A 24640-nucleotide genomic window follows, 5' to 3' on the forward strand; every position below is an offset into this window, starting at 1 on the left:
CCGGAAAGGGCGACGAAGACGAGCACGACGAGGATGAAGACGGCGACTTGCATGGTGTGATTCCGAACGAGGTTTCAGGACCATGCGCAAAACCGGGTGGAAACGTCCCGTTGGGCATTTAACAGACGCGTTGGCGGGAACCTGAAAGCAAAAAGGCCGCCCTCGGTGGCGGCCTTTTCAGAAGAAAATCAGCCGTTTACAGCGCAGAGGTGATCTGCAGCTCATTGGCCCCGTCAAGACCATAGATGTCGTCGCGGAACTGCACGACGCCCGGTCCTGTCGACCAGGCGGAAACGTAGAGGAAATAGACCGGCACCGGATTGGTGACCTGCACCGGGATGTTCTCGCCGCTCTTGATCGCCGCCTCGAAATGCTGGCGGTTCCAGCCCGGCGTGTCGCGCAGAATCCAGGTGACGAGGTCGCGCACGTTCTGGACGCGCACGCAGCCAGAGGAATCGAAGCGCATCATCTTGCCGAACAGGCTCTGCTGCGGAGTATCGTGCATATAGACGCCGTCCGGGCTCGGGAAATTGATCTTGACCGAGGCCATCGCATTGCCGGCGCCCGGATCCTGGCGGAAGCGGTATTTCGCGGCGTCGTCGGTCGACCAGTCAACGGTCAGCGGATCAACCTCGCTGCCGTCCGGCGCGAACAGGCGGATATGGCTGTCCTTGAGGTAATTCGGATCCTTGCGCATCAGCGGAATGATGTCCTTGCGCACGATCGAGACCGGAGCATTCCAGTAGGGATTGACGATGATCTCGTTGATCTTGGAATTGACGATCGGCGTCTGGCGATCGATCTTGCCGACGACCGCCGTATGGCGCAGCACGACGCGGTCGTTCTCGACCGCCTCGATCTGGGCGCCCGGGATGTCGACCAGAACGTAGCGGTTGCCCAAAGTGCCGGCGCGCTCACGCAGGCGCTGCAGATTGGTCTGCAACTGGCCAAGCCGGATTGGCGCCGAAACATTCATCGCCGCATAAGTGTACAGACCCAAGGTGCCATCGGACGGCAGGCCATGGCGCGCCTGGAAGCGCTTGACCGCCGCGTCGACATAGGAATCGAAGGCCGTCGAAATGCCGGCGCTCTGCGCCAGGTCGCCCGAAACCATCAGGCGCTTGCGCAACGGCACCACGTCGGGATCATCAACGCCGAGCTGCAATTTCTTGGTATCGGGAACCGGCTCCCAGCCACCCTGGGAGACGATGTTCTGATATTGCGCCACCGCCTGCTCGGTGAACGAAACGGTCTGCAGGCTGAAGATCGGCAGCGTCGAGGCCACCTTGCCGCCCTGGGTGGGGCGGGCGTCGAACTGGTCGTCCCAATTGCCTCGGCCCGAGGATTTCAGGATATCCCCGATCACGTCCTGCGCACTGGCGCTGCCGGCAACAACTGCGGCGGCAAGCGCGGAGGCTCCGGAAAGGAAGAAACGGCGGGTGGTTCTCATGGACGTTCCAGACATTCCTGTAGCAATCTTGTCATTTGCTGCGTTGGTCATTGGGCGATCTCGCCCGCACACTAAAATTGGCATTGTTAACAATTAGCCAACCAGCGCCCCCATCACTTCGATGTGAAACAGGCAAAGATGCGACGCGAGGTCGAGGTGAATTCATGGCTCTCGCCTCACTCGCATTCCCGCTTCCACCGGGAATATGGCGGCAACGTGGCCTTATCAGCGATTTGGGCCGGCCGGCCCATATGAAACGCCAGGACCGGTGCTTTTCGGCACCGGTCCGCGATCGGCTGATCCCCGTCCGCGCTTCCATGGCGCGGACATATCCGATGCGTATGAATTACATCCGGTAGGCGATCGTATCGTTCCAGAAGCGATCCAGCCGCTGCAGGGCGCGGTTCATCTGCTTGAACTCGTCGGTGTTGATGCCGCCGACCTGCTCGATCGAGCCGACATGGCGCTCGTAGAGGCCGGCGACGACCTCCGCCACCTCGTTGCCCTTAGGCGTCAGCGAGACGCGGACCGAACGGCGATCGATGCGCGAGCGCTGGTGGTTGATGAAGCCGAGATCGACCAGCTTCTTCAGATTGTAGGAGACGTTCGAGCCGAGATAGTAGCCGCGCGAGCGCAGTTCGCCGGCGGTCAGCTCGGAGTTGCCGATGTTGAACAGGAGCAGCGCCTGGATGGCGTTGATGTCGGAGCGGCCGTTGCGGTCGAATTCGTCCTTGATGACGTCAAGCAGACGGCGGTGCAGACGCTCCACCAGCTGCAGCGATTCCATGTAAAGCGAACGGATTGCCTCGCGGCGATCGTCGGATACGTTGGCGGTCTTCGCCGCCGGACGCGAATTGATCATTGTCTTTGCCTCTCGTTTGTCGCCCTGGTGATTTTTTGTTTTTCACCTTGATCGCGACACTATCGAATACTCATAAAATTCGACTTAAACGCCAAGGCTAACAAGAGCTTACCGGTAAGAGGTTTCGAAAGAGGCTTAACGAAGGGTCACCCGAGCAAGGATAATTAACCTAAAGATTTCACCACCGATTCCGGGCCGAAATCAGAGCGGACGGGGCATCCCGTTCTATCTGCTTGTTTAACCTGCATTTGTGTGACGCCAAGTGAGTCCAATTGGCTGCAGAATGTTCTACCGCCGGGTCTGGCGCTTCTGCAGCCAGATCACCACGCGAAAGACGATGTAAAGCAGCGCCACCGCCGCGTGCGAGGCAACGATCAACGGCCGGTGGCCGAAGAGTTCGGGAAAGCCGGCATACATGACCGCCTCCGTCACCGCGCAGATGAACCATATCACCGGACCCCAGGAGGCCAGCATCCAGAGGCCCGCGGCGGCAAACGGGAAGAATACGGCGAGCATCACCGCCGCCACCTGCCAGTGTACCGGCATCAGGTCGAAGCGCCACAGCGGGCCCTGGTAGAAGCCGATCAGCCGGATCCAGTACAAGACGCCGAACAGGAGGCAGTAGCCGGCGATGACGCGCTGGAACCAGGCGAAGATGACCTCCACCGTGGTCGGCTGGAGCACGACGCGTCTCGAGGTGACCTCGCTCACAGCTCGAGCTCCCGTTCGCCGAGTGGAGCGAAATAGGCATCAATATCGGCAGCGCTGACCGCATCGAGGCTTGCTGGCAGCCAGAGCGGCGTCGAGCCCTTGTCGATGATGGCGGCGCGAATGCCCTCATAGAAATCATGGCCTGACAGCATGCGGTTGAGGATGCGGAACTCCATCTTCATGCATTCGTCCATGGACAAGGTCAGCCCGGCGCTGATCTGGCGCCAGGCGATATGCAGGCTGGTCGGCGAGCGGGTGCGGAGCGTCGCCAGCGTCCTTGCCGCGAAATCGTCGGCAGCGGCCGCCCGCTCCAGGCTGCCGAGGATGTCGGCCAGTGACGGTTGCGCGAAATGGCGGGCGATCGCCTCCAGCACCGGCCTGTCCGTCTCGCGCTTTGCCGGGACAAAAAAACCGCGCAGCACCGATTCCGGGTCGCCGGTGGCCGCCAGCCGGTCGAGAAATGCGGCCTGATCCTGCGCCTTGATCGTGTGCGTCGCCAGGCCCGACCAGAGTGCGTCGCCGTGGCGGATGCGGTTTCCCGTGAGCGCCAGATACATGCCGAAACATCCGCCGAGGTCCGGCAGGAGGTGGCTGGCGCCGACATCGGGGAAAAAGCCGATGCCGACTTCCGGCATGGCGAACTGGGCGTTCTCGGTCATAACCCGCTGCGAGCCGTGGAACGAGATGCCGACGCCGCCGCCCATGACGATGCCGTCGATCAGCGCAAGATAGGGTTTCTTGAACCGGGCGATGCGGGCATTGAGCCGGTATTCGTCGGCGAAGAACTCGACCGGCGGCTTTCCCGCGCGGCCGGCCTCGTAGATATGCAGAATATCGCCGCCGGCGGAAAACGCCCTGCCCTCGGCCTTGACGACGACGACATCGACCTCGTCATCCCGCTCCCAGGCGCGCAGTGCCCTGTCGAGCGCCTTGACCATGCGATGCGTGACGGCATTGAGCGCCTGCGGCCGCGTCAGCGTGACGACGCCAGCCCGACCCAAATGCTCGAAGCGAATTTCGTCGCCTCCGTCAAAATCCATCGCCAGAGAATCCCTCCCCCGCGCCTGCGGGACTGAAGTGCTAATGGTGGCGCATGGGTGCGTCAATGCGTTAGGCGACTGCCTACAGGCAATCGCTTCAGACAAATGGTGGCCGCTTCTGACAAATGGTGGCATCCAGCTCGAATGGAGACCACCAATTGTTGAAGTCGGCATCGCCCCTCATCGCCCCGCCGGACGATAAGGGGCAGCGCAAACAATCGGAACGAGGGACCACTAAAGCGGAAGCGATTGCCCCTGCCTGGCACAAACGTGTCGCATTGGTCAGCCGCGCCGCCTCGTGGTAAAAGCTGCCCGACCCGGAGTTTAGGCGATGAATAAATTCACCCCCGCAAAGGCCGCCGGCGCGCGCAGCGTCGACGAGATCACCGGCAGCCGCCGTCTGCGGCGCATGCGCAAGGCCGATTGGTCGCGCCGCCTCGTCCAGGAGAACCGGCTTACGGTCGACGATCTGATCTGGCCGATCTTCGTCGTCGACGGCAGACAAGTGCGCGAGCCGATCGCAGCCATGCCCGGCGTCTTTCGCCTGTCGCTCGACCTCGCGGTGAAGGAAGCCGAACGCGCGGCAAAGCTCGGCATTCCGGCGATCGCCACCTTCCCCAATGTCGAACTTGGCCTGCGCGACCAGACCGGCTCGCATATCCTCGACCCGGAAAACATCATCAACCGCGCCACCCGCGCCATCAAGGACGCGGTGCCGGAGATCGGCATCATCACCGATGCCGCTCTCGATCCGTTCACCTCGCATGGCCATGACGGCATTTTGCGCGACGGCATCATCGTCAATGACGAGACGGTGGAACAGGTGACAGCGGCGGCCGTCATCCAGGCGGCGGCGGGCGCCGACATCATCGCGCCTTCCGACATGATGGACGGCCGCATCGGCGCCATTCGCGACGCACTCGACGCCAATGGGTTTGCCGATGTGGCGATCATGTCCTACGCGACGAAGTTCGCCTCGGCCTTCTACGGCCCCTACCGCGAGGCGGTCGGCACCGCCGGCCTGCTCAAGGGCGACAAGAAGACCTATTACATCGACCACGCCAATTCCGACGAAGCGGTGCGCGAGGCCGAACAGGACCTAGCCGAGGGCGCCGACATGCTGATGGTCAAGCCCGGACTGCCCTATCTCGACATCATCCGGCGGCTGAAGGACGAGTTCCGTGTGCCGACCTTCGCCTATCAGGTGTCGGGCGAGTATTCGATGATCAAGGCCGCTGGCGCCAATGGCTGGATCGACGGCGAAAAGGCGATGCTGGAATCGCTGCTCGCCTTCAAGCGCGCCGGCTGCGACGGCATTCTGACCTATTTCGCACCCGAAGTGGCGGCGATGCTGAAGGGGTAATTCCGATCCGGATGTTCGGCCGCGACCAGTAGCGCCGGCGATCCGCTTCAACACTCAGGACAATTTCCGGCTTGCGCCGGTGAACAAGAGCGGAGGTCGTTTGACCTCCTGCTCTCGCTTGCCGTGTTCAGAAATACCGCTTGCGTTTTGCAATCAGTTTGCTACAAGACAACCACTTGCAAAATACAACTGGTTATTGAGGAGGCAATTATGTCCAAACTTCGCGTCGCCGCTTTCACCCTGTCGATCGACGGTTTCGGCGCCGGTCCCGACCAGGACCTGACGAACCCGCTGGGTGTTGGTGGGGAAGCCCTGCACACATGGATGGTCGGCACCCGCACCTTCCACAAGATGGTCGGCAAGGATGGCGGGACCACGGACACTGACGAGGCGTTCACGGCGCGCAGCTTCGATAATGTTGGCGCATGGATCCTGGGCCGCAACATGTTCGGGCCGATCCGCGGCGAGTGGCCGGATGAAAGCTGGAAAGGCTGGTGGGGAGACAATCCGCCCTACCATGTGCCGGTCTTCGTGCTCACCCACCATCCGCGCGATCCTATCGTTATGGAGGGCGGCACGACCTTCTATTTCGTTACCGAGGGTATCCACTCAGCGCTGGAAAAGGCGAAGGCCGCGGCCGACGGCAAGGATGTACGGGTCGGCGGCGGCGTCGCCACCATCCGGCAATACCTCAGGGAAAAGCTCATCGACAACATGCACCTGGCGATTTCACCGATGCTGCTCGGCTCCGGAGAGAATCTTTTTGCCGGCATCGATATGGTCAGGCTCGGCTACCGGTGCACAGAGCAGGTCGCGACGGCGAAGGCCACGCATATCATCATCGAGCGTGCGTAAGATGGGAGACCGCAATCTCCCTCCGTGTGGGGGAGATCGCAGCTCATCCGCCTCAGTACTTCTCCGGCACGTAGAGCTCGCGCGGCAGCACCTGGCGTTCGTATTCGGGATTGAACACACGCTCCGGCAGCGTGATCTCCTCATGCGGGACATCCTCATAGGGCATCTGCTTGAGAAGATGGTCGATGCAGTTCAGCCGCGCCCGCTTCTTGTCGTTGCCTTCGACGATGAACCAGGGGGCTTCCGGGATGTTGGTGCGTGCGAAGGTCTCTTCCTTGGCCTTGGTGTACTGTTCCCAGCGCACGCGCGACTGCAGGTCCATCGGCGACAGCTTCCACTGCTTCATCGGATCGTGGATGCGCATCAGGAAGCGCATCTGCTGCTCCTCGTCGGTGATGGAGAACCAGTATTTGACCAGCGTCACCCCGGAACGCACGAGCATGCGTTCGAAATCCGGCACGTCGCGGAAGAACTCCTCGACCTGATCGGGCTGGGCAAAGCCCATCACCCGCTCGACGCCGGAGCGGTTGTACCAGGAGCGGTCGAACAGCACGATCTCGCCGCCGGCCGGCAGATGCGGAACATAGCGCTGGAAATACCATTGCGACTTCTCGCGCTCGGTCGGCGCCGGCAGCGCGACGACGCGGCAGATGCGCGGATTGAGCCGCTGAGTGATGCGCTTGATGACGCCGCCCTTGCCGGCCGAGTCGCGGCCCTCGAAGACCACCACCAGCTTCTTCTTGTGGTAGGCGACCCAGGACTGCAATTTGATCAGTTCGGACTGCAGCGCGATCAGGTCGCGAAAATATTGCATGCGATCGATCGATGGCGGATGCGAGTTCTTGTAGATTTTCGCGATTTCCAGCGACAGCGCCGGCTCCGACATCTCGAGCTCATAGTCTTCATCTAGCGTGTCGGCGAGTTCCGCTTCCAGCCAGTCCCTGGCCGGAGAATTCTGTCTTGTCTCGGTCATTTTGCGCTGCTCCGCGTGCAAGCCTGCCGGCTTTTGTCCGGCGCCCTCGATTCCGGCCTGCCGGCTCCGATGACACCTTGAGCCGACTTCAATATAGGCCGGCAATGACGGTTTTATTGCAGAGAGCCAATGTGCCGATCGCCACCACCGATCAGCGAGACTTGAACGGTCATTGCGCGACGAGGGGCGACAAGCCGCGCGAATTATCCTACAAATGCCCGTCTCATTCCGGGCGGCCTGGCAGACGCCCTCTTCAACGCCATTGCGAGGACCTGACATGGAATACCGCACTCTCGGCCGGTCCGGGCTGAAGGTTTCGACATTGACCATGGGCACGATGACCTTCGGCGGCGCCGGCGCATTTTCGGCGGTCGGCAAGACCGATCTCAAAGAGGCGCGCCGGATGATCGATCTGTGCATCGACGCCGGCATCAACGTCATCGACACGGCCAATGTCTATTCGAACGGGCTTTCGGAGGAGATCATCGGCGAGGCGCTTGGCGGCAAGCGCAAGGACGACGTGCTGATCGCCTCCAAGGGGCGGATGCGGATCGGCAAGGGGCCCAACGACGAAGGCCTGTCGCGCTACCATCTGATCCGCGAATGCGAAAGGAGCCTGAAGCGCCTTCGCACCGATGTCATCGACATCTATTTCCTGCATGAATGGGACGGCACGACGCCGCTCGAGGAAACCATCGCCGCGATGGACACGCTCGTCACCCAGGGCAAGGTCCGCTACACCGGCTGCTCCAACTACTCCGGCTGGCAGGTGATGAAGGCGCTTGGCATCAGCGACCGCCACAACCAGTCGCGCTTCATCACCCAGCAGATCCACTACACGCTGGAAGCGCGCGAAGCCGAATATGAGCTGCTGCCGATTTCGGTCGATCAGGGGCTTGGCGCGCTGGTGTGGAGCCCGCTCGCCGGCGGATTGCTGTCCGGCAAATACAACCGCGACAGCCCGACCGCCCGCCAGCTCAACGGCTGGTCGGAACCGCCGATCCGCGACGAGGACCGGCTGTGGCGGATCGTCGACGTGCTTGCCTTTATCGGCAAGAATCATGGCGTGTCGGCGGCGCAGGTGGCGCTTGCCTGGCTGCTTGGGCGGCCGGCCGTCAGTTCGCTGGTGATCGGCGGACGGACCGAAGCGCAGTTCAAGGACAATATCGCCGCCGCAAGCCTGGCGCTTACGGACGACGACCGCGCACGGCTCGATGCCGTCAGCCGTCCGCCCGTGCTCTACCCCTACTGGCACCAGCAACAGACGGCGAAGGACCGGTTTGGCCCGGCCGATCTGGTTCTCAACCGGGAATAGTACCCGGCAAGGTGCAATTCCCCTGGGGTCATCCCGTAGCCGCTATGCTGAAATGTAGCGCCAGACTTCGGCGTCAGGCTCGATCTGACCGCTGAGAACGAAATATTTATACAGCACGAGCAGGCAGATCGCCTGCTCCGTCGGTTCATCGGCGAATTTTCGGCAATAGGCATTGGCCGCGACAACGATGCGCTCAGCCTCGGCCGGGTGCCGTTCGAGATATTGCACCCGTTCGGCGAGATCCGAGAAATCCGGGGCGAGCGGCACGTAGTGGACGTCAGCCACGAGTTTGCTTTCGGCGAACCATGTCTCGTATGTCGGCGGCGGCATCAGGCACAGCGAATTCGAGCTCATGATCCATTTGAGGTTGGTCGCGACGTCATTGCCCTCAAGCGAAATGATGTAGCGATAGCGCCGCTGCTGATCGATGCTGAGATAGGGCTTGCGATACTCGGCCGCCGCCGTGCGTTTGGGCGTTCCGACGTTGCAGAACGGCAGGTCGCGGGCGACCTTCAGAAGCAAAGTGCGTATCGGATTGTTGAGGTCGCCGCGCCAGACCGCGGCAGGAAGCTTGTCGGCGAAGGCAACATCGTCGGCGGGCATATGGAAATGACGGAACTTGTTGAGCTTGAACAGAACGCCGTTCCCGTTGTCGCCAACGATCGGCCGATCCTTCACGATCGAGGGCATTTTCGGCACTTCGATGACGTCGCCGAATTCGAGATCGATAAGCAGACCGGGATCGAAGTAGCGGGTAAACTCCTTCAGATCGTAATAATACATGCTTCGGTCCGTCGGCAGCCGGCTGACCGGCACGGCATCGGGGCTCGGCGTGAAAGCCTCCTGCAGCCTGTTGTAATAGTTGAGGCGCTCGCGGACCGAGCGGTCCGAAAGCCTGGCCTGGTCGAGCAGTCCGGCAAGCCGGCGACGAAACAGTGCCTGCGGAGCGATGTCACGCATCGCATTGCGCGCATAGTAGAACAGCTTCTGTGCGTTTCTTTGAAGCGTGGCCATCGGTCACTTGGAAGAAAAGTCGGCTTGTTATTTGATACCCGGTTTCTCTCCTACATCATTGTGCCAGCCATCTTGCAACCCGCAACCGCGTGAAACCCGCATCACCGCCCCATCCATCAGGAGATCCGCATGTGTTATGCCCAAAAGCTATTGCATCCGCACATGCTGGCCGGATAGAGGTCTGATTGCTGCTGGGACGTTCACAATATGTCGCAAAATCCGTGTTTCTTTTTCGCTGCCGATCAAAACTATTTCCCGTACGCCTGCTTAGCCGCGCGCCGTGTGTTGGATGTATCCGGCCCTATCAAGGGCTTTATCCTTCAGATGGGTGTCGGCACGGAGGATTTAGAGGTCGGTGGCCGATTACTAGGGTCCGCGGTCAGCATCCTTGACGTGTCGAAGTTCATGGAAGCGAGGAATTTTGATCCGGGCCATCTGACCTTGGCGACCTATATCAGACTGTTCGCGGACCAGCTGGCTGAATTCGAGCCTTATGATCATATTGTCTATGCCGACAGCGACGTCCTTTTCAATCGATCGATAGTCGACCTCGCCCAGACACAACTGCAGGCGCCACTATTGGCCGCTCATGATGAGCAATGCTATTTCGACACGAAGTATCGCCGACGTCTGCCGATGAAGCCCGGCGCGCCGAAATTCAATGCGGGCGTGCTAGTGTTCAACATGCCCATGGTGCGGCGAGAGGGGCTATTGCAGAGGACTCGAGAACTCGCCTCGCAGCGCGTCGACAATATGGACCAAGGTGCACTCAATGTCGCTTTTGAAGACAGATGGCAGACGATGCACCCCTACTGGAACGTCATGACGAATTTCACCAGCCAGGTACTATTCGACAAGGCATTTGCGCGGCATTTCACGCGTGGCAAGCCCTGGTCGAACCGCCCGATCGGTGTCGAGTTGGAAGCGTTGGCCATCTATCGCCATCTCGCAAAGGACACGCCTTGGGCTGGTCATTTTGCCCGGCAGGCGCGGTTCGTTCTCAAACGGTTTACTCGAAAGCTTGATGCCATAACGGGTTTCCTCGCCAACGACGAGAAACGCCGCCGAAGATCCCTGTTCGACGCCGAACAGGTCAGCGCGGTTTTTGCCGAGCATGCGGACCGGCTGATGATGGCCGTACGATATCCCGAGCGCGTTTCGGGAATTGAAAGGAAAAAACGACAATCTCTCCCCGTTAAGTAGCCTTCAAACACCGTCAATGAACACGGGCGCTTCTGCGGGTCGTGCAACGCCGAGCACGGACGTGACTTATGACCGCTGGACCACCGCATGGGGGAGCGTTCGTATAAGACGGCAGTCAGAACGGCCTGCAAGGAATTGATCGGTCGCGATCCGGCATCCGCCGTAGTCGTTGTAATCGTCGAGGATCATGAGCCCGCCCGGGCTTAACACCTCCAGGGTCCGCTCGAGGCAGAACTTGACCGGATCGTGCCAGTCGCAATCGAGATGGGCCAGCGCTATCCTGCTTTTCGGATGAAAGTGCACCGTGTCTTCAAACAGGCCCTTGTGAAAGACGATCCTTTCGCCATCGACCGGGACGCCAAAGTCCGTGAAGCTGGCACTCACCTTGTCGAACAGATCGCCTTGATACCCGTAATATTTGTCACCGCCAATGCCCTTGGATCGTCCCGATCGAATGGTCTCGTAACGGGCCTTGGATTTCTCGTCGTCCTGTTCGGTTGGGCTCGGAATCATGCCAAACACATCGTAGCCATGGAAATGGCGGTCACCATCAAGCTCGGACGCGATGTAGATTGCCGAGCCACCGAGTGCGATACCATATTCGATGAAGTCGCCGGAGACCTTTTCACGCTTCACCAGTCTGATCGCATCGCGGAGGCTGATAAACTTCGCGTCCGAAAGATACGTCAGCCGAGCGCGCTGCACCGAACGGGCGACGGCCGGCACTCTAAGCCCGTTCGCACTCTTCAATAAATGTCGAGTCAATCTTGACAGCATCGTGCGAGGCTAAACAGCAGCCTGGAGATTTACAAGGTACGAGGAAGACTGCCCTGAGTGAATACTTGTTCAGCTCCGAGAAATATCCTGCTCCTCATGGCCGTGAACTGCGGTGGATCACGGCCTCAACGTCCACACTGACCTCATTTACACGCGCGGCGTACGGGCAAAACTGAATACCGACCGCTATTTCAGCATCCTGCCGATGGCATTACGCCTTTTGCGCAGGGATCGGGCGGTCTTTGCTATGAATTTCTTGATTCCGCGCTCGGCAAAAAGGAGATCGGTAATCGGTCGGTCATTGATCCATTGAACACCGCCACCAGCCGACAGCGTGGCACTGACGAAAATCGTATCGCCGCGCGTTGCCACGATGTCGACGTGTGAGAGAGCAAAATCGATGTGTGACAGGAGGGCGTCGCCGGTCGCGAAATTGTTATGTACTTTCATGCCGGCGCGTCGCCACTTCTCCGGGTTCAGAAAGTACGTGAAGATCACTTGGCGGTCCGGCGCATGCGCGGCAAGTGCCCGGAAAAATCCGGCTAGATCATTGATATATTCGAGCGATCCCGCGCAAACGACAACATTGAAAGGCACGTTTGGTAGCCTGAACTCCTTGTTAAAGTCCACGACAAAGGTTCCGGGAAGATCATCGACGCAATCGACCGGCACGTACGTACAGGCGGGGGAAATGAACTTCTTCAGTTTCTGATCGCCCGCACCTATGTCGAGAACGGTGTCTGTCGCCCGGATTAGCTTTGCAATGATACCTGCCCTGAATTCCCAATCGGGCTGTGCCCCGGCTGCTACGCTGCGCCATTCGTCAATATCTGTTTGCATCTTTGGCCCCCTAGCCAGCATCGCGCGAACATAGGCCCTAAAGCGACGTCGGAAATTTCACCTTCACACCATGGGCTTCCAAACGTGCGTGAAGGTCACTGGCGATGCGCTTCTTCACATCATCGAATGCCGGTTTGCGTGCCGGTAAGCTCTCGATGCGCGTGCGCCGGAACCACTTTGTTCGAACTGACGGGATACCGATCAGGTCGATGATCGCAGTCCGGCCGTCGCGGCGACCGGTGAAAACGACCGGGATGCCCATCGCTGCGCAAGGCATAGCGCTGTGAATGCGGCTAGTGACGACGATGCCCGCATTGAGTCGGTAGAAGTCGAGCAGGTTCCTTGCCGCCTCAAATCTGACTTCGCTCGCCATCGGAAACGGCAAAATGTGCCCGATCTGGCTAGCCCGCTTGCGATCCGCCCGTGCGAAGTGACCCCGTTTCTGATCCACCAGAAACACCTTCGGCTCGGCAGGTTCTTTCATTCGGGCCGGGAATGTCATCGTCGCGCAGCCGCTCACATAGGCATCGACACCCCATGACTTGATGATTTCGGCCGTCGTTTGATCACGGCATCCGATCGGCGCAAAGCGCTTGAAGTATGCCCTATGCTTTTCGAACGCGGACGCGGCCTTAGGGGTCAGATGAAAGCCGAAGAAGATCGGCGTGATCGCTGGCGCAGGTGGCCAGTTCTGCGGCTCATGCGTGAACCAGCCGTTCATGACGACTACGCACGGTTCGCCATCATATCGATGCAAGAAATCGCGGTCGACCAGGCTGTATTCCTGATCGATATGCTGCGCGACAGCGAGCGTCTGTATGTTGTCTCCGATGTTGTTGGTGTTAGGGTAATTCAGCAGTGCAATATTCATTCTCTGTTCTTGAGGCATAATGAATCCTGGCCCCCCGTACGCCTGATGATTCCCGTACGCCTGATGAATGCCGAGATCAACATCAATTGCCACGCTCGGAGTCTAGCACGGGCGCGCCGATCGGTCAGAAAGTCTGGCCTGGTCGAGCAGTCAGGTAAGCCAGCGGCGAAACAGTGCCTGTGGGGCAATATCGCGCATGACATTTGCGCGCATGGTGGAACTGCTTCTGTGCCTTTCTTTGAAGCGTGACCATCGGTCACTTGATCAAACTGGTTTGGCGGCTGTCGGCGTCTGTACCCCGGCCTTTCCTACATCATCGTGCCAAACATCTTGCAAGCCCGAACCGGACTCGCCGCCTGCCATGCAGCCGATCGCCGCTTCGGTGTTGTATTTGCAGTCCAATGCTCCTAGGCAGGGTCAAGCACAGTGAAAGGAAGCGATATGGCGCGAGCACCGAACTACGATCAGGAACGCAAGGAGCGCGACCGGCAGAAAGCCGCCAAGAAGGCGGAAAAGCTGGCGGCCAAGGTCGCCGCGAGGGAGCGTTCGAAGCCCGAGGACGACACCAGGTCCGAAACCGAAGCGGAATCGGCGAAATAGAGAGCATTCGGCCTACGAAGCGGGCCGGTTCCGCGCAGGGTTTCGCCTGCTTCAGGCCGGAGCCTTGTCGCTGACGAAGACGTTGACTTCGCGAGCCGCGGCGATGAATGCGCGCCTTGCGTTCATCGCCGGCTTGTCGCCGGCCAGTGCATCGTGGCAGGCCTGTAGCGCTTCGCGATGCTTGGGACTGCGCTTGCCGGGCCAGCTGTTCAGGAGGTAATCGGAAGCCTCCCGAGCCGTGCGCAAGAGCTGGTTGGTCCCGTCCGCGGCCGACTTGACGGTCACGGGTGTTTCAAATCGGTTGTTTTCCATCGCCGCTCTTACGCCATCGCCGCTCGCGAAGCGAGGGCGAAAGTGCGCTCGCGCACCGCTGATGCCTTATTCGGTGCACCACGCTTGCGACAGGCGCCTAGTCTATTGCCACCACATGCCATGTTTGATTGTTTGATTTCCAGTTTGATTGTTTTCAGACCTGTAGCAGGTAGTGATTCTCGCATCACTCAAAGTGGCACAAGGAACATGGGGACTTTATGAAGCGGGACAAGGCAGTGTTTGTGTGTGCGGTTGTAGGAATGCTTTCGGGCTGTGTTTCCCAACCGCAATTGTCAGTTGATGGAAAACCTTACTATGGCTCGGATCCCAAATTTCTGAAGTTGAAGAGTTTGGGGGACGCTGGGCTCATGCCCATCTCAATCTCCTGCAAAATGCCTCGCTCTGGACCTGCTGCGAAATCGCCATCGGGCCATACCGACACACTCCGATGGGCGAAGGCGCCGAACCCATACCCGGCGTGGGTAGTCATTGCTGGTCAATCTGCTGACGCGGAGGCACAACGAGCGGCTGCAAAGGCGAAGGGGTTTCGCAAAGTATCCGTCGGCAGCTTTTATCAGTCCGTGGCTGGTCGGCAGATGTCCTGTGAACTGTGGCGCGCGCAGTAGCGTGTTGATCTGCTCGCGAGTAGTATGCAGGCAGGTTCTCGCAGTACGCGTGAAGAAAGCCGATTGAACGCTCAGGCCGCTAGGCCGCTCGCTTCCACCGCACTTGCCTTAGCCTCGACTAGTCTGACGGCCTGATATCAGCGCACCGTCCTTGACGGCTGCATTGCCCGACGACGGCATGACCGGCGAAATCAAACGGCAACCACGGCAAATCCCCTGGCGCGCAGGCCGCGCCGGTCGTTGCGCAGCGACGTCACCAGCCGGTCGCGGCTGCCGACGATGTGCGCCGATAGTTGGCGCGCTGCCTCATCGGCATCGCCAGTCCGCACCGCCGCCAGAATGGCATGGTGCTCGGCCCAGGCACGGCTAAGCGCCGCCTCGTCGCGAACCTCCAGCCAGCGCGCGCGGGAGAGCCTCGTCATCGCATCGCGGACAGCCCTGAACAGGAACTCGTTGGCGGACAGGCGGGCCAGCTCGATGTGGAAATCCATGCCGACGCGGTGCCATTCCTCGCGCGGCGTGGCGGCATCGCAGGAGTCGAGCATCGCTTCGATGACATCGATGGAGCTTTTGTCGCCCTGCGCGCATGTCAGCCTGAGCGCGGCGACCTCGACCGCCTCGCGATAGACCGCGATCTGCTCGAGTTCGGCGAGGTTGATGGGCGAGACCGTCCAGCCGCGCCCGTCGCGACAGATCAGGCCTTCGGTCTCGAGCCGCAGCAGCGCCGCCCTGACCGGTGTGCGCGAGGCGCCGAACCGGTTTTCGATCCAGCGCTCGGTCAAACGCTCGCCCGGACCGATCTCGAGGCCGAGGATCATCTCGCGAAGCTGGCTCTCGACATTGTGCATCTGCGACATCGCGGTCCCATTCGTGAGGCCACATTGACAGCGGCCGGGTTGAAGTCCATGACGGATACCAACTTGGTATCCCAAATTGGTATCCGCAACAAGCCCGATACCGGTAGGACAGACATGGCGCAAGCAGACATGGCGCAGGCAGACATGGCGCAGGGCAACACCGAACACGGCAGCTATAACGTCCACTGGCGGCGCAATCTCGCTGTGTGCTTTGCCGGTTCGTTCAGCACGCTCATCGCAATGACCCTGCTGTTGCCCTTCCTGCCGCTCTACGTCGAACAGCTTGGCGCCGAAGGCCACGCAGCCATCGTGCAGTGGTCCGGCATCGCCTATGGCGCCACCTTCCTTGCCGCCGCGCTGGTAGCGCCGCTCTGGGGACGGCTGGGCGACCGTTATGGCCGCAAGCTGATGCTGGTGCGGGCGAGTTTCGGCATGGCCATCTGCATGTCGCTGACCGGCATGGTGCAGAGTGTGTGGCAACTGGTGCTGCTGCGCCTGCTGATCGGTTTCGCCGGCGGCTATTCCTCCGGCTCGACCATTCTCGTCGCCATGCAGACGCCGAAGGACCGTTCAGGCTGGGCGCTCGGCGTGCTGTCGGCCGGCATCACCGCAGGTGCGCTCGTCGGCCCCCTGCTTGGCGGCGCGCTGCCGCCGGTGATCGGCATCCGCGCCACGTTCCTGCTCGCCGGCGGCGTTATCTTCCTGGCCTTCCTGGCGACGACCTTCCTCATCAAGGAGAATCCGCGCCCGGCAGCCGGCAAGGCAGCATCTGCCGGGAAGCCGAAAGGCGGCTGGGCGCAAATCCCCGACAAGCGTCCTGTTGTCGCCATGCTCGCGACCGGCATGCTCCTGAGTTTCGCCACCATGTCGATCGAGCCGATCATCACGGTCTATGTCCAGCAGCTCATCGAGGATCAAAGCCGGGTCACACTGATCTCCGGCGTCGTCATGTCGGCGGCGGCACTCGGCGCCATCCTGTCGGCCTCGCGGCTCGGCAAGCTCGCCGACCGCATCGGCCACTGGAATGTCATTATCGCAGCCCTTGCCGTCTCGGCGCTGCTCTTGATCCCGCAAGCCTTCGTCACCCAGGGTTGGCAGTTGATCGGCCTGCGCTTCCTGATGGGCCTGGCGCTTGGCGGCCTGCTGCCCTGCATCACCAGCGTCATCCGCCACAATGTTCCGGACGGCGTCGGCGGCAATGTGCTGGGTCTGTCCATCTCGGCGCAATATGTCGGGCAGGTCGCGGGGCCGCTGCTCGGCGGCTTCGTCGGCGGCCATTTTGGCATGCGTGCCGTGTTTCTCGGCACATCCGTGCTGATGGCGGGTGGAGCTGCCTATAACTGGCTGGTCCAGTCGCGCCGCGCGCGTGACATGCTGGCGGAAACCGGCAAGTCCTGACACGATTCCGCAGTTCCGGTTTAAACTGTCGGCAGCCATCCCTTTGCGGATAAACCTGTCCGATGAAAAATGGACTGAAAGACTGGGCACGCACGATCAAGCGAGACGCGCATGCTGTTTACCTCGCTGCCGGAGACCCCCGCACACCTTGGTACGCAAAGGCGCTGGCGCTATGTGTTGCCGGATATGCACTGTCGCCCATAGACCTGATTCCGGACTTCATACCGGTGCTGGGATATCTCGATGACGCGATAATCGTGCCACTGGGTATCGCGGCTGTGGTGAAAATGATCCCGCCAGAGGTCATGGCAGAGCACCGAGCCGCCGCCACGCTTGCAGCAGAGCGCCCGGTGAGCAGAACCGCCGCCGTGGTGATCGCCGGCATCTGGGGCGCATCGGTCGCACTGGTTGCGTGGCTCGGCTATCGCTACTTCATCGGCTGAGCTTCAAGCTGAGACACGTTTCGCAAGACCAGGCCAGTCGTTTGGCCATTCACGGAGGTAACTCAACATGAGCATGGCCGAGCAACCTGCGAGCGGCAGCGACCGCATCCTTGTCTTCGCCGGCGGCCTTTGCGGTGCGGCGGGCGTGGCGCTGTCAGCCGCCGCGGCGCATCTGGGCGGCGCTTTCGTCGGCACGGCCGCGTCCTTCCTCATCATGCACGCGCCGGTCTTTCTAGCCGTCGGATTGCTTGGCGCAAACCGGATCCTGCGGATCGGAAGCTTCGTCCTTCTCGCCGGGCTTGTCTTGTTTTCAGGCGATCTCCTGGCTCGCGATTTCGTCGGCTCGCGGCTTTTCCCGATGTCGGCGCCCATCGGCGGCACCTTGCTCATCGGAGGCTGGCTGGTGATCGCCGCCTCGGCACTGATGCGCCCGCGCCCCTGAGGCGAAATCTTCCCCAAAGGGGGAGCTAATCTTTTCCGCGTTCCGGTCGGACAGGCAGTTCGCGGTTGCGCGCGCCCACCTTGGTCAAGCGCAGCCGCTCCGGCCGCCGCGAGGCCGGCGAGATGCCCCAATAGTTGCGGTAGATGTCCTCGAACAGATAGCCGACGGGATGCATGGCTTGTCTCCTCTCGTGTTTCTGGAATTGAATCGATCCAATCCGCAGGCATTAAAATACCCTGCCGATCAGCTCAGCTTGCGCTCCACCAGGAAGCGCAGATCGCGAACCCACGGGCTGAATCTACCGCGGCGTTTCTGGGTCACCGCGTCCGATCTGATGTTCCAGTCATTGCGGTAGATATCCTCAAACAGGTAATTGACGGGATGCATAGCACCCTCCTCTCAGTTCAGCGACAGCATTGAAAATGCTCGCTTGGATCGATTCAAGAATATAGTTCACGACCGACCGAAGTCAAGCAAAAATTTGAATCGATCCAACAAAAGTGCTAGATGAAAATTCGGAGGCAGCAAAATGGCGTCACTCACCGCAGGCAACACAAGACCCGTCAGGCTGGCCGATATCGCCAAAGCGGCCGGTGTTTCGCACGGTACAGCCTCCAATGTCTTCAGTCGTCCGGAGATCGTGCGCGAGGAAGTGCGCGAGCGGGTCAAGGCGGCGGCCGAGGCGATGGGCTATGCCGGCCCGGACCCCAAAGGCCGCCTGCTGCGCGCCGGCAAGGTCAACGCGATCGGCGTCGCCACGACCGAGCCCCTCTCCTATTTCTTCGACGATCCCTTTGCCCGCGTCATGATGTCCGGCATCTCCGAGGCGTGCGATGCCACGGGTGCCGGCATCGCTCTTGTTTCGGCCGGCAATGAGGAGAAACTCGCCTGGAACATCCAGAGTGCCCTGGTCGACGGCTTCATCCTGTTCTGCATCGAGGGAGGCCCGCGCCTGGTCGAATTGACGCGCGAACGCAAGCTGCCCTTCGTCGCGCTCGAACTCGGCTCGCAGGACGACACGGTCTCGGCGATCGGCGTCGACAATGTCGCCGGCGCCCGCCTGGCGGCGCGCCATCTCTGCGAGCTTGGGCATCGCCGCTTTGCCGTGCTGTCACTGGCCTTCGTGGACGACCGCACCGGCCTTGTTTCGGCCGAGCAGGTCCGGGCGGCGCTCTATGCCGGTACGCGCGACCGGCTTGCCGGCTATTTCGAGGAACTCTCCCGCTTCGGTGTCGACACCGCCACGGTGCCGGTCTACGAGACCGAAAACGACGAGGCCAGCACGTGGGCTGGCCTGGAAACGGTCTTCGCCTTGCCAGAGCCGCCAACGGCCATCCTGGCGATGTCGGACCGGATTGCCATGATCGCGATCGAATGGCTGGCCGCGCGGGGCATCGCCGTGCCCCGCGACGTCTCCATCGTCGGCTTCGACGGCGTGCCCGACGGCGCGCTTTGCGAGCCCGCGCTCACCACGGTTGCCCAGCCGATTGCCGAGATCGGCCGCAGGGCGGCGCGACGGATCCTCGATTTCGACGGCACGGTGCGGCGCGAAACGCTCGATGTCGAACTTGTCGTCAGGGCCTCGTCGAGGCCGCCCTCGGCAGGGGTTTGAGTCCAGCACATTTGTCAGTTGGCGCTTGTCACCATCGGCCCCACGCCAAACGATGTGCGCACCGGCGATGTCTCGGTGCGAACCGGCTTGCTCTTGCTGTTCCAACCGATGCCCGACAGCCATTCGAGATAGTAGGCGAGCGCGAACTGCATGGCGATGCCAGCCGCGATAAGCAGACTGTCATAGGCAAACCCACCCGGATTGATCAGCTTCATCACCTGCGCCGCCATGGCAATCACCGTGCCGGCGATGAAAACCGGCAGCGACCGCTTGCCCAATATGGCGAGCGGGTGGTCACGGCTCGTGCGGAACAGGTTCGAGACAGACGGAATGGCCACGACCAGGTAGCTCACGGCCAGGATGTGCAGCACTCTCGGCAAGGACAGGAACGTCTTGTCGAAGCCGGTCAGCACCACCGGCAAATCCAGCCATGACACATGCCCCCAGAGCGGGCTGTGCACCCAGACCAGCGCTCCGGCGACATAGGTCGCCGCCGCGCCAACCAGCCAGCGATTGACCGGAATCGCACCGCCGCGCCTGACGTGCAGCATGGCCGCCAAGCCAATGTTGAAAAGAAACTGCCACGATAGCGGATTGAGGAACCAGAAGCCGGGCTCGGGATAGTTCGGCGGAGCAATCTGATAAATTCCGGCAACCAGCCACAGCGTTCCGGATACGGCGAGCGCCGCCAGGGGTCTGCTGCTGATGAACAGCAGGAAGACCGGCGTCATCAAAAGCAGCACGGCATAGACCGGCAGGATATTGTTGTAGCCGAGCTGATGGCCGAGCGTGACGATGCCGACCAGCACTTGCGGCGTGTTCCTCATCAGCGGCTCGATGTTGATCATTGCCAGAATGTCCGGCCGCTTGGCGAACACCGCCGCAGCGCAGAAGATGGCCATCACCACCATCGTCGTGACGATGTGGGCGGCATAAAGCACACCGGCGCGGCGCCACAGTTTAAGCGCCGCAAGCAGCCGGCTGCCGGGCTGGAATTTTGCACCATAGGCAAGAGCGACCGACATGCCGGAGATCAGCACGAAGGCCTCCGCCGCATCCGAGAACCCGAAGTTCTTGTAGGTCAGGTACTCGTAAGCGGTGCCCGGCACATGGTCGACATATATGGTCAGCAGAGCGAGAGCCCGCAGCACATCTATGCGCGTATCGCGTTCCGCGATACGCGTGCCACGATCTGGCGAAACTGGCATGGTCATCGGTAAAAGGCCTCAAAGCTGTTTGTTCATGCCCGGCAATGCGACCATACCGGCGCACCGCTTCGATTCCTCCCGGCGGGATCAATACCAGCGAAAAACGGATTGAAATGCGCCCGGTTCGATCAACTTTATAGGAGGCCGAAAATATTCCGTTTTGAAGCCGGCAAATTAAGAAAAATCGCATGAAATCAAAAGGATGCAACTATGGCGGAAAAACCTCCGGAAGATGGCTTCTTGCGGCGCGACCTGGCGTTTTCCTACCGCCTCTATCAGCCGATGAAGCCAAGTGGCGAATGCCTTTTCCTGCTGCATGGATCGGGTGTCGACGAGACGACGCTGGTGGCGCTGGGGCGGCAGATCGCGCCGCGCGCCGTGCTGGTGGCGGTCCGTGGCCGCATCGCCCAGGAGGGCGGTTTCCGGTGGTTCACGCGCATCACGCCGACGCGATTCGAACAGACCAGCATCCGCAGCGAGGCGGACGCGTTCGCTGACTTCATTATCCAGGCCACGAAGCGCCATGGCCTTGATCTATCCCGCACGACTTTCCTTGGCTATTCGAACGGCGCCAATCTGATTTCGAGCGTGATGCTGCTGCATCCGCACCTCGTCGAACGGGCGGCACTGCTGCGCCCGATGCCGGTGCTTGACGATTTGCCGCCCGCGGAGTTGTCCAGAGTGCGCGTGCTGATCATCGCCGGGGCCTCCGACCTGACCTACGCGCCCTTTGCGCCGGCGCTGGTCAGCCTGCTCAGCCGGCATGGCGCCGAGGTCGACGCGCGAATTGTCCCCTCAGGCCATGAATTCGGCGAGCGCGACACGGCGATCGTCAGGCAATGGCTGGCCGGCCCGGAAGTCATCGTCGCACAGGCGACTTGATGATCCTGTCGTCCTACCCCCGCCCCATCCTGTTCCAGGCATCCAGCCCGGCTATCTTGTACGCCTCGGCCAGCGTCGGATAGTTGAAGGTGTTGTTGACGAAGAAGTCGACGGTGCCGCCGAGATTGATCACCGCCTGACCGATATGGATGAGTTCGGTGGCGCCCTCGCCGACGATGTGGGCGCCGAGCAGGCGGCGCGTCTCGACCGAGAACAGAAGCTTCAGGAAACCGGTGTCGACGCCCATGATGTGGCCGCGCGAGGTCTCGCGGAAGCGCGCTACCCCGACCTCATAGGCGCCGCCGTTCTCGCGCACCTGCTCTTCCGACTGGCCGACCGTAGAAATCTCGGGCACCGCGTAGATGCCGTAGGGAAAGGTTTCCGGCGCTGGCGGCAGCGGCACGCCGAAAGCGTGGCAGGCAGCCACCCTGCCCTGCTCCATCGATGTGGAGGCAAGGCTCGGAAAGCCGATGACGTCGCCGGCGGCATAGATGTTGGGTGCGCTGGTCTGGAAGGTCTGCGGATCGACCTTGATGCGGCCCCTGGAATCGGCCTCGATACCGACCACGTCCAGTCCAAGCGCGCCGACATTGCCGCTGCGCCCCGCCGCATAAAGCACCATCTCGGAACGGATCGTGCGCCCGTCGGCAAGCGTCACCTCGGCGTGGTCTGCCTTCGAGGCGATCTCCTTGACCGCGCTGCCCAGCCGGATCGTCATGCCGCGGTCGCGCATCTGATGGATGAAATCGTCGACGATCTCGCGGTCGACGAAATCGAGGATGGTGTTGCGCGGCTCGATCAGCGTCACCGGCACGTCGAGCGCCGAAAAGATCGTCGCATACTCGACACCGATGACGCCGGCGCCGATCACCGTCAGCGTGCGCGGCAGTCGGTCTAGTTCCAGCATCTCGTCGCTGTCGAAGATACGGGTCTTGTCGAAGGGCACGTCGCGCGGCCGGTGCGGGCGGGTGCCGACTGCGATTAACGCGTTGGCAAAACCGACCTCGCTGTAGTCGCCATTGTCCGCCGTCAGGCTGACCTTGTTGGGGCCGATAAACTTGACCGCGGCGCGCGCGCTCCTGACCGTGTTGCGCATGAACTGGTGCTGCAGAACCTCGACCTCGTGATCGAGGGTCTTGTGCAGGCGCTGGATCAGATCGCCGACCGAAATGTCCTGCTTGACCCGGTAGCCGCGCCCGTAGAAACCGCGCTCTCGCCAGCCGGAGAGGTTGAGCACCGTCTCGCGCAATGTCTTCGAGGGGATGGTGCCGGTGTGCACGGAAACACCGCCGAGGCGCCGGCCCCTGTCGACCACCAGCACCGATTTGCCAAGCTTGGCCGATTGCACCGCGGCGCGGCGCCCGGAAGGGCCGCTGCCGATGACCAGCATGTCGTAGTCCATATCGCCCCTGTCCCCGGCGTTCTGTTGCACCGCAGCAAGCTAACGCCATCCGCGCCGCGAATTCAACCGATTCAGCCCCAGGCTCGGCACGACTTCGTCATGGCAGGCCGGTGAAAGGTCCGACCTTGATTCCGCCGCGGGCCTTCACCATTTCATCAGCATTGAGTCCGCACCCTATTGCGGGTCCGATTACGAGGATATGACATGAACGCGCGCGTACTTGACGGCGAAATCATCACCACCAGGCTCGACGACGTCAGGGCCTACGAGGGCGTGCGCACGCGGCGCATCCTTGCCTTCATCGTCGACTATTGCATCGTGGCGCTGCTCACCATTCCGTTCGCGATCCTGGTGTTCTTCCTCGGGTTGTTGACGCTCGGCCTCGGCTGGATGCTGTTTTCCGTTCTCGTGCCGGTCGTCGCCATCCTATACATCTGGAACACGCTGGGCAGTGCCGACCAGGCCACCACCGGCATGAAGATGATGGGTATCAGGCTCGATCGCCTCGACGGCACCCGCATCGACGGGCTGACCGCTGTCGTCCATTCGGTGCTGTTTTGGGCCGGCAATGTCATCCTGACGCCGCTGATCCTCCTGGTGACGCTGTTTTCCGACCGCAAGCGCACGCTGCACGACCTGCTGCTCGGCACGGTGGTCAGCCGCAGCGGCCGTTGAAACCGCTTCCGAAGAGTCAAAGCAGCACCTTATCCGCAAATGTGAAGGCGTCCGGTCAACCACGCCTGCATAATCCTGTTGAATTTTTCGCCGTCCGCGCCAAAGGTAGAGCGATTCGCAGGAGTATCCCCAAGGGCTCGATGACGCAGCATCCAACCCAGTCGCCGCAGTTCTTCCTGACCGCGCCGTCGCCGTGCCCCTACCTTGAGGGCCAGTTCGAGCGCAAGGTGTTCACGCATCTGGTCGGCGACAAGGCGCCGGAGATGAACGACCTGTTGACGCAAGGCGGCTTCCGGCGTTCGCAGAACATCGCCTACAGGCCGGCCTGCGAGACCTGTCGCGCCTGCGTGTCGGTGCGCATCCTGGCCCAGGAATTTACCGCCAGCCGCAACATGAAGCGGGTGATCCAGCACAATTCAGACCTTGTCGGCGCCATGCACGACGCGCAGCCGTCCACCGAGCAATATTCGCTGTTCCGAAGCTATCTCGACGCTCGCCACCGCCGCGGCGGCATGTCCGACATGACGGTGCTCGACTACGCCATGATGGTCGAGGACACCCATGTCGACACCAAGGTCATCGAATACCGGCGCCGTGGTCCCGACACGTTCATCACCGGCAAGGGCCAGGGCGAGCTGATCGCGGTGGCGCTCACCGACAAGATGGCCGACGGCCTGTCGATGGTTTATTCCTACTTCAACCCCGATTTTGAAGACCGCTCGCTCGGCACCTTCATGATCCTCGACCACATCGCCCGCGCCAAGGCGATGGGCCTGCCCCATGTCTATCTCGGCTACTGGGTCAACGGCTCGCGCAAGATGAATTATAAGATGCGCTTCATGCCGCAGGAGCATCTCGGCCCCAAGGGCTGGGAACGCTACGACCACGAAGCGGTTTCGCGCTGACCTT

The 24640-nt window shown here is 61.2% G+C and carries 27 protein-coding genes; 12 read left to right on the forward strand and 15 right to left on the reverse strand.

Features of this window, described 5'->3' with window-relative positions:
- Nucleotides 1-196: 196 nt before the first annotated feature.
- From AC0L2H_RS20225 to AC0L2H_RS20240, 4 genes are all read right to left on the reverse strand, one after another.
- Nucleotides 197-1450: a L,D-transpeptidase family protein gene (locus tag AC0L2H_RS20225; protein WP_473591852.1), complete on the reverse strand. Its 1254-nt coding sequence runs from the start codon at nt 1448-1450 to the stop codon at nt 197-199.
- 346 nt (nt 1451-1796) lie between these two features.
- Nucleotides 1797-2312, reverse strand: a complete 516-nt coding sequence (ldtR, locus tag AC0L2H_RS20230; RefSeq protein ID WP_008875359.1) for a transcriptional regulator LdtR — start codon at nt 2310-2312, stop codon at nt 1797-1799.
- 288 nt (nt 2313-2600) lie between these two features.
- The gene (locus AC0L2H_RS20235) at nt 2601-3023 is read right to left on the reverse strand and encodes a DUF6163 family protein (protein ID WP_473591853.1); all 423 of its coding nucleotides are present in this window, start codon (nt 3021-3023) and stop codon (nt 2601-2603) included.
- On the reverse strand, nt 3020-4063 hold the full coding sequence (locus AC0L2H_RS20240; protein WP_473591854.1) for a 3-hydroxyisobutyryl-CoA hydrolase: 1044 nt from the start codon (nt 4061-4063) through the stop codon (nt 3020-3022). Before AC0L2H_RS20240 ends, AC0L2H_RS20235 begins: the two co-directional genes overlap by 4 nt.
- A gap of 331 nt (nt 4064-4394) precedes the next feature.
- Between AC0L2H_RS20240 and hemB the strand changes: the two genes are divergently transcribed.
- Both hemB and AC0L2H_RS20250 read left to right on the forward strand, forming a co-directional pair.
- Nucleotides 4395-5426 (forward strand): porphobilinogen synthase, encoded by a 1032-nt coding sequence (gene hemB / locus AC0L2H_RS20245; protein ID WP_473591855.1) that lies wholly within the window; start codon nt 4395-4397, stop codon nt 5424-5426.
- 210 nt (nt 5427-5636) lie between these two features.
- Nucleotides 5637-6281 carry a dihydrofolate reductase family protein gene (locus AC0L2H_RS20250; protein WP_473591856.1) on the forward strand — a complete coding sequence of 215 codons (645 nt, stop codon included), beginning with the start codon at nt 5637-5639 and terminating at the stop codon, nt 6279-6281.
- A gap of 52 nt (nt 6282-6333) precedes the next feature.
- On the opposite strand, the gene ppk2 is transcribed toward AC0L2H_RS20250, so the two are convergent.
- Nucleotides 6334-7254: a polyphosphate kinase 2 gene (gene ppk2 / locus AC0L2H_RS20255; protein WP_107647348.1), complete on the reverse strand. Its 921-nt coding sequence runs from the start codon at nt 7252-7254 to the stop codon at nt 6334-6336.
- A 277-nt stretch (nt 7255-7531) separates the two neighbouring features.
- On the opposite strand from ppk2, the gene AC0L2H_RS20260 reads away from it, so the two are divergent.
- A complete protein-coding gene (locus tag AC0L2H_RS20260) occupies nt 7532-8569 on the forward strand; it encodes an aldo/keto reductase (protein ID WP_473591857.1) in 1038 nt (345 codons plus the stop codon).
- Between the two features lie 42 nt (nt 8570-8611).
- Here the strand turns inward: AC0L2H_RS20260 and AC0L2H_RS20265 are convergent, their stop codons facing one another.
- Nucleotides 8612-9583 (reverse strand): glycosyl transferase family 90, encoded by a 972-nt coding sequence (locus AC0L2H_RS20265; RefSeq protein WP_473591858.1) that lies wholly within the window; start codon nt 9581-9583, stop codon nt 8612-8614.
- 207 nt (nt 9584-9790) lie between these two features.
- Here AC0L2H_RS20265 and AC0L2H_RS20270 point away from each other — a divergent pair, with 207 nt between their 5' ends.
- Nucleotides 9791-10786 (forward strand): glycosyltransferase family 8 protein, encoded by a 996-nt coding sequence (locus AC0L2H_RS20270; RefSeq protein WP_473591859.1) that lies wholly within the window; start codon nt 9791-9793, stop codon nt 10784-10786.
- A 66-nt stretch (nt 10787-10852) separates the two neighbouring features.
- Here the strand turns inward: AC0L2H_RS20270 and AC0L2H_RS20275 are convergent, their stop codons facing one another.
- The 3 genes from AC0L2H_RS20275 to AC0L2H_RS20285 form a co-directional block, all read right to left on the reverse strand.
- The gene (locus AC0L2H_RS20275; protein WP_473591860.1) at nt 10853-11512 is read right to left on the reverse strand and encodes a TylF/MycF/NovP-related O-methyltransferase; all 660 of its coding nucleotides are present in this window, start codon (nt 11510-11512) and stop codon (nt 10853-10855) included.
- A gap of 237 nt (nt 11513-11749) precedes the next feature.
- Entirely contained in the window at nt 11750-12403 is a 654-nt protein-coding gene (locus AC0L2H_RS20280) for a methyltransferase domain-containing protein (protein WP_473591861.1), read from the reverse strand.
- Nucleotides 12404-12440: 37 nt separating this feature from the next.
- Nucleotides 12441-13274 (reverse strand): polysaccharide pyruvyl transferase family protein, encoded by an 834-nt coding sequence (locus AC0L2H_RS20285; RefSeq protein WP_473591862.1) that lies wholly within the window; start codon nt 13272-13274, stop codon nt 12441-12443.
- 441 nt (nt 13275-13715) lie between these two features.
- Between AC0L2H_RS20285 and AC0L2H_RS20290 the strand changes: the two genes are divergently transcribed.
- Nucleotides 13716-13874, forward strand: a complete 159-nt coding sequence (locus AC0L2H_RS20290) for a hypothetical protein (protein ID WP_473591863.1) — start codon at nt 13716-13718, stop codon at nt 13872-13874.
- A 51-nt stretch (nt 13875-13925) separates the two neighbouring features.
- On the opposite strand, the gene AC0L2H_RS20295 is transcribed toward AC0L2H_RS20290, so the two are convergent.
- The gene (locus tag AC0L2H_RS20295) at nt 13926-14186 is read right to left on the reverse strand and encodes a DUF982 domain-containing protein (RefSeq protein WP_107647341.1); all 261 of its coding nucleotides are present in this window, start codon (nt 14184-14186) and stop codon (nt 13926-13928) included.
- An 817-nt stretch (nt 14187-15003) separates the two neighbouring features.
- Nucleotides 15004-15669: a GntR family transcriptional regulator gene (locus tag AC0L2H_RS20300; RefSeq protein ID WP_473591864.1), complete on the reverse strand. Its 666-nt coding sequence runs from the start codon at nt 15667-15669 to the stop codon at nt 15004-15006.
- A 144-nt stretch (nt 15670-15813) separates the two neighbouring features.
- Here AC0L2H_RS20300 and AC0L2H_RS20305 point away from each other — a divergent pair, with 144 nt between their 5' ends.
- The 3 genes from AC0L2H_RS20305 (at nt 15814) to AC0L2H_RS20315 (ending at nt 17952) form a co-directional block, all read left to right on the forward strand.
- The gene (locus AC0L2H_RS20305) at nt 15814-17067 is read left to right on the forward strand and encodes a multidrug efflux MFS transporter (protein WP_473591913.1); all 1254 of its coding nucleotides are present in this window, start codon (nt 15814-15816) and stop codon (nt 17065-17067) included.
- Between the two features lie 62 nt (nt 17068-17129).
- A complete protein-coding gene (locus tag AC0L2H_RS20310; protein ID WP_473591865.1) occupies nt 17130-17510 on the forward strand; it encodes a YkvA family protein in 381 nt (126 codons plus the stop codon).
- A 67-nt stretch (nt 17511-17577) separates the two neighbouring features.
- A complete protein-coding gene (locus tag AC0L2H_RS20315; protein WP_473591866.1) occupies nt 17578-17952 on the forward strand; it encodes a DUF423 domain-containing protein in 375 nt (124 codons plus the stop codon).
- 25 nt (nt 17953-17977) lie between these two features.
- Here AC0L2H_RS20315 and AC0L2H_RS20320 read toward each other — a convergent pair whose 3' ends face one another.
- Together AC0L2H_RS20320 and AC0L2H_RS20325 are read right to left on the reverse strand one after the other, a co-directional pair.
- Nucleotides 17978-18127: a hypothetical protein gene (locus AC0L2H_RS20320; RefSeq protein ID WP_473591867.1), complete on the reverse strand. Its 150-nt coding sequence runs from the start codon at nt 18125-18127 to the stop codon at nt 17978-17980.
- Nucleotides 18128-18195: 68 nt separating this feature from the next.
- The gene (locus tag AC0L2H_RS20325) at nt 18196-18339 is read right to left on the reverse strand and encodes a hypothetical protein (protein ID WP_473591868.1); all 144 of its coding nucleotides are present in this window, start codon (nt 18337-18339) and stop codon (nt 18196-18198) included.
- 142 nt (nt 18340-18481) lie between these two features.
- Between AC0L2H_RS20325 and AC0L2H_RS20330 the strand changes: the two genes are divergently transcribed.
- Entirely contained in the window at nt 18482-19564 is a 1083-nt protein-coding gene (locus AC0L2H_RS20330; protein WP_473591869.1) for a LacI family DNA-binding transcriptional regulator, read from the forward strand.
- 14 nt (nt 19565-19578) lie between these two features.
- Here AC0L2H_RS20330 and AC0L2H_RS20335 read toward each other — a convergent pair whose 3' ends face one another.
- Complete coding sequence (locus AC0L2H_RS20335) at nt 19579-20778, reverse strand: OpgC family protein (protein WP_473591870.1); 1200 nt, start codon at nt 20776-20778, stop codon at nt 19579-19581.
- A 204-nt stretch (nt 20779-20982) separates the two neighbouring features.
- On the opposite strand from AC0L2H_RS20335, the gene AC0L2H_RS20340 reads away from it, so the two are divergent.
- Nucleotides 20983-21654 (forward strand): alpha/beta hydrolase, encoded by a 672-nt coding sequence (locus AC0L2H_RS20340; RefSeq protein WP_473591871.1) that lies wholly within the window; start codon nt 20983-20985, stop codon nt 21652-21654.
- 13 nt (nt 21655-21667) lie between these two features.
- Here AC0L2H_RS20340 and sthA read toward each other — a convergent pair whose 3' ends face one another.
- A complete protein-coding gene (sthA, locus tag AC0L2H_RS20345; protein WP_473591872.1) occupies nt 21668-23056 on the reverse strand; it encodes a Si-specific NAD(P)(+) transhydrogenase in 1389 nt (462 codons plus the stop codon).
- A gap of 204 nt (nt 23057-23260) precedes the next feature.
- On the opposite strand from sthA, the gene AC0L2H_RS20350 reads away from it, so the two are divergent.
- Nucleotides 23261-23731, forward strand: coding sequence for an RDD family protein (locus tag AC0L2H_RS20350; protein ID WP_473591873.1), 471 nt, complete (start codon nt 23261-23263; stop codon nt 23729-23731).
- A 140-nt stretch (nt 23732-23871) separates the two neighbouring features.
- Nucleotides 23872-24636 carry an arginyltransferase gene (locus AC0L2H_RS20355; protein ID WP_473591874.1) on the forward strand — a complete coding sequence of 255 codons (765 nt, stop codon included), beginning with the start codon at nt 23872-23874 and terminating at the stop codon, nt 24634-24636.
- The last annotated feature ends 4 nt before the right edge of the window (nt 24637-24640 follow it).

The sequence above is a fragment of the Mesorhizobium sp. WSM4871 genome (genome assembly GCF_055811295.1).

Excerpts from the sequence above, each read along its gene's own strand:
- AC0L2H_RS20330 (WP_473591869.1), top strand. The coding sequence starts at position 18,482 with ATGGCGTCACTCACCGCAGGCAACACAAGACCCGTCAGGCTGGCCGAT.
- AC0L2H_RS20295 (WP_107647341.1), bottom strand. The coding sequence starts at position 14,186 with ATGGAAAACAACCGATTTGAAACACCCGTGACCGTCAAGTCGGCCGCG.
- AC0L2H_RS20310 (WP_473591865.1), top strand. The coding sequence starts at position 17,130 with ATGAAAAATGGACTGAAAGACTGGGCACGCACGATCAAGCGAGACGCG.
- AC0L2H_RS20285 (WP_473591862.1), bottom strand. The coding sequence starts at position 13,274 with ATGAATATTGCACTGCTGAATTACCCTAACACCAACAACATCGGAGAC.
- AC0L2H_RS20300 (WP_473591864.1), bottom strand. The coding sequence starts at position 15,669 with ATGTCGCAGATGCACAATGTCGAGAGCCAGCTTCGCGAGATGATCCTC.
- AC0L2H_RS20355 (WP_473591874.1), top strand. The coding sequence starts at position 23,872 with ATGACGCAGCATCCAACCCAGTCGCCGCAGTTCTTCCTGACCGCGCCG.
- sthA (WP_473591872.1), bottom strand. The coding sequence starts at position 23,056 with ATGGACTACGACATGCTGGTCATCGGCAGCGGCCCTTCCGGGCGCCGC.
- AC0L2H_RS20260 (WP_473591857.1), top strand. The coding sequence starts at position 7,532 with ATGGAATACCGCACTCTCGGCCGGTCCGGGCTGAAGGTTTCGACATTG.
- AC0L2H_RS20325 (WP_473591868.1), bottom strand. The coding sequence starts at position 18,339 with ATGCATCCCGTCAATTACCTGTTTGAGGATATCTACCGCAATGACTGG.
- AC0L2H_RS20305 (WP_473591913.1), top strand. The coding sequence starts at position 15,814 with ATGGCGCAGGGCAACACCGAACACGGCAGCTATAACGTCCACTGGCGG.
- AC0L2H_RS20270 (WP_473591859.1), top strand. The coding sequence starts at position 9,791 with ATGTCGCAAAATCCGTGTTTCTTTTTCGCTGCCGATCAAAACTATTTC.
- AC0L2H_RS20335 (WP_473591870.1), bottom strand. The coding sequence starts at position 20,778 with ATGACCATGCCAGTTTCGCCAGATCGTGGCACGCGTATCGCGGAACGC.
- AC0L2H_RS20265 (WP_473591858.1), bottom strand. The coding sequence starts at position 9,583 with ATGGCCACGCTTCAAAGAAACGCACAGAAGCTGTTCTACTATGCGCGC.
- AC0L2H_RS20240 (WP_473591854.1), bottom strand. The coding sequence starts at position 4,063 with ATGGATTTTGACGGAGGCGACGAAATTCGCTTCGAGCATTTGGGTCGG.
- AC0L2H_RS20250 (WP_473591856.1), top strand. The coding sequence starts at position 5,637 with ATGTCCAAACTTCGCGTCGCCGCTTTCACCCTGTCGATCGACGGTTTC.
- AC0L2H_RS20225 (WP_473591852.1), bottom strand. The coding sequence starts at position 1,450 with ATGAGAACCACCCGCCGTTTCTTCCTTTCCGGAGCCTCCGCGCTTGCC.
- AC0L2H_RS20320 (WP_473591867.1), bottom strand. The coding sequence starts at position 18,127 with ATGCATCCCGTCGGCTATCTGTTCGAGGACATCTACCGCAACTATTGG.
- AC0L2H_RS20290 (WP_473591863.1), top strand. The coding sequence starts at position 13,716 with ATGGCGCGAGCACCGAACTACGATCAGGAACGCAAGGAGCGCGACCGG.
- ppk2 (WP_107647348.1), bottom strand. The coding sequence starts at position 7,254 with ATGACCGAGACAAGACAGAATTCTCCGGCCAGGGACTGGCTGGAAGCG.
- hemB (WP_473591855.1), top strand. The coding sequence starts at position 4,395 with ATGAATAAATTCACCCCCGCAAAGGCCGCCGGCGCGCGCAGCGTCGAC.
- AC0L2H_RS20315 (WP_473591866.1), top strand. The coding sequence starts at position 17,578 with ATGAGCATGGCCGAGCAACCTGCGAGCGGCAGCGACCGCATCCTTGTC.
- AC0L2H_RS20340 (WP_473591871.1), top strand. The coding sequence starts at position 20,983 with ATGGCGGAAAAACCTCCGGAAGATGGCTTCTTGCGGCGCGACCTGGCG.
- ldtR (WP_008875359.1), bottom strand. The coding sequence starts at position 2,312 with ATGATCAATTCGCGTCCGGCGGCGAAGACCGCCAACGTATCCGACGAT.
- AC0L2H_RS20350 (WP_473591873.1), top strand. The coding sequence starts at position 23,261 with ATGAACGCGCGCGTACTTGACGGCGAAATCATCACCACCAGGCTCGAC.
- AC0L2H_RS20280 (WP_473591861.1), bottom strand. The coding sequence starts at position 12,403 with ATGCAAACAGATATTGACGAATGGCGCAGCGTAGCAGCCGGGGCACAG.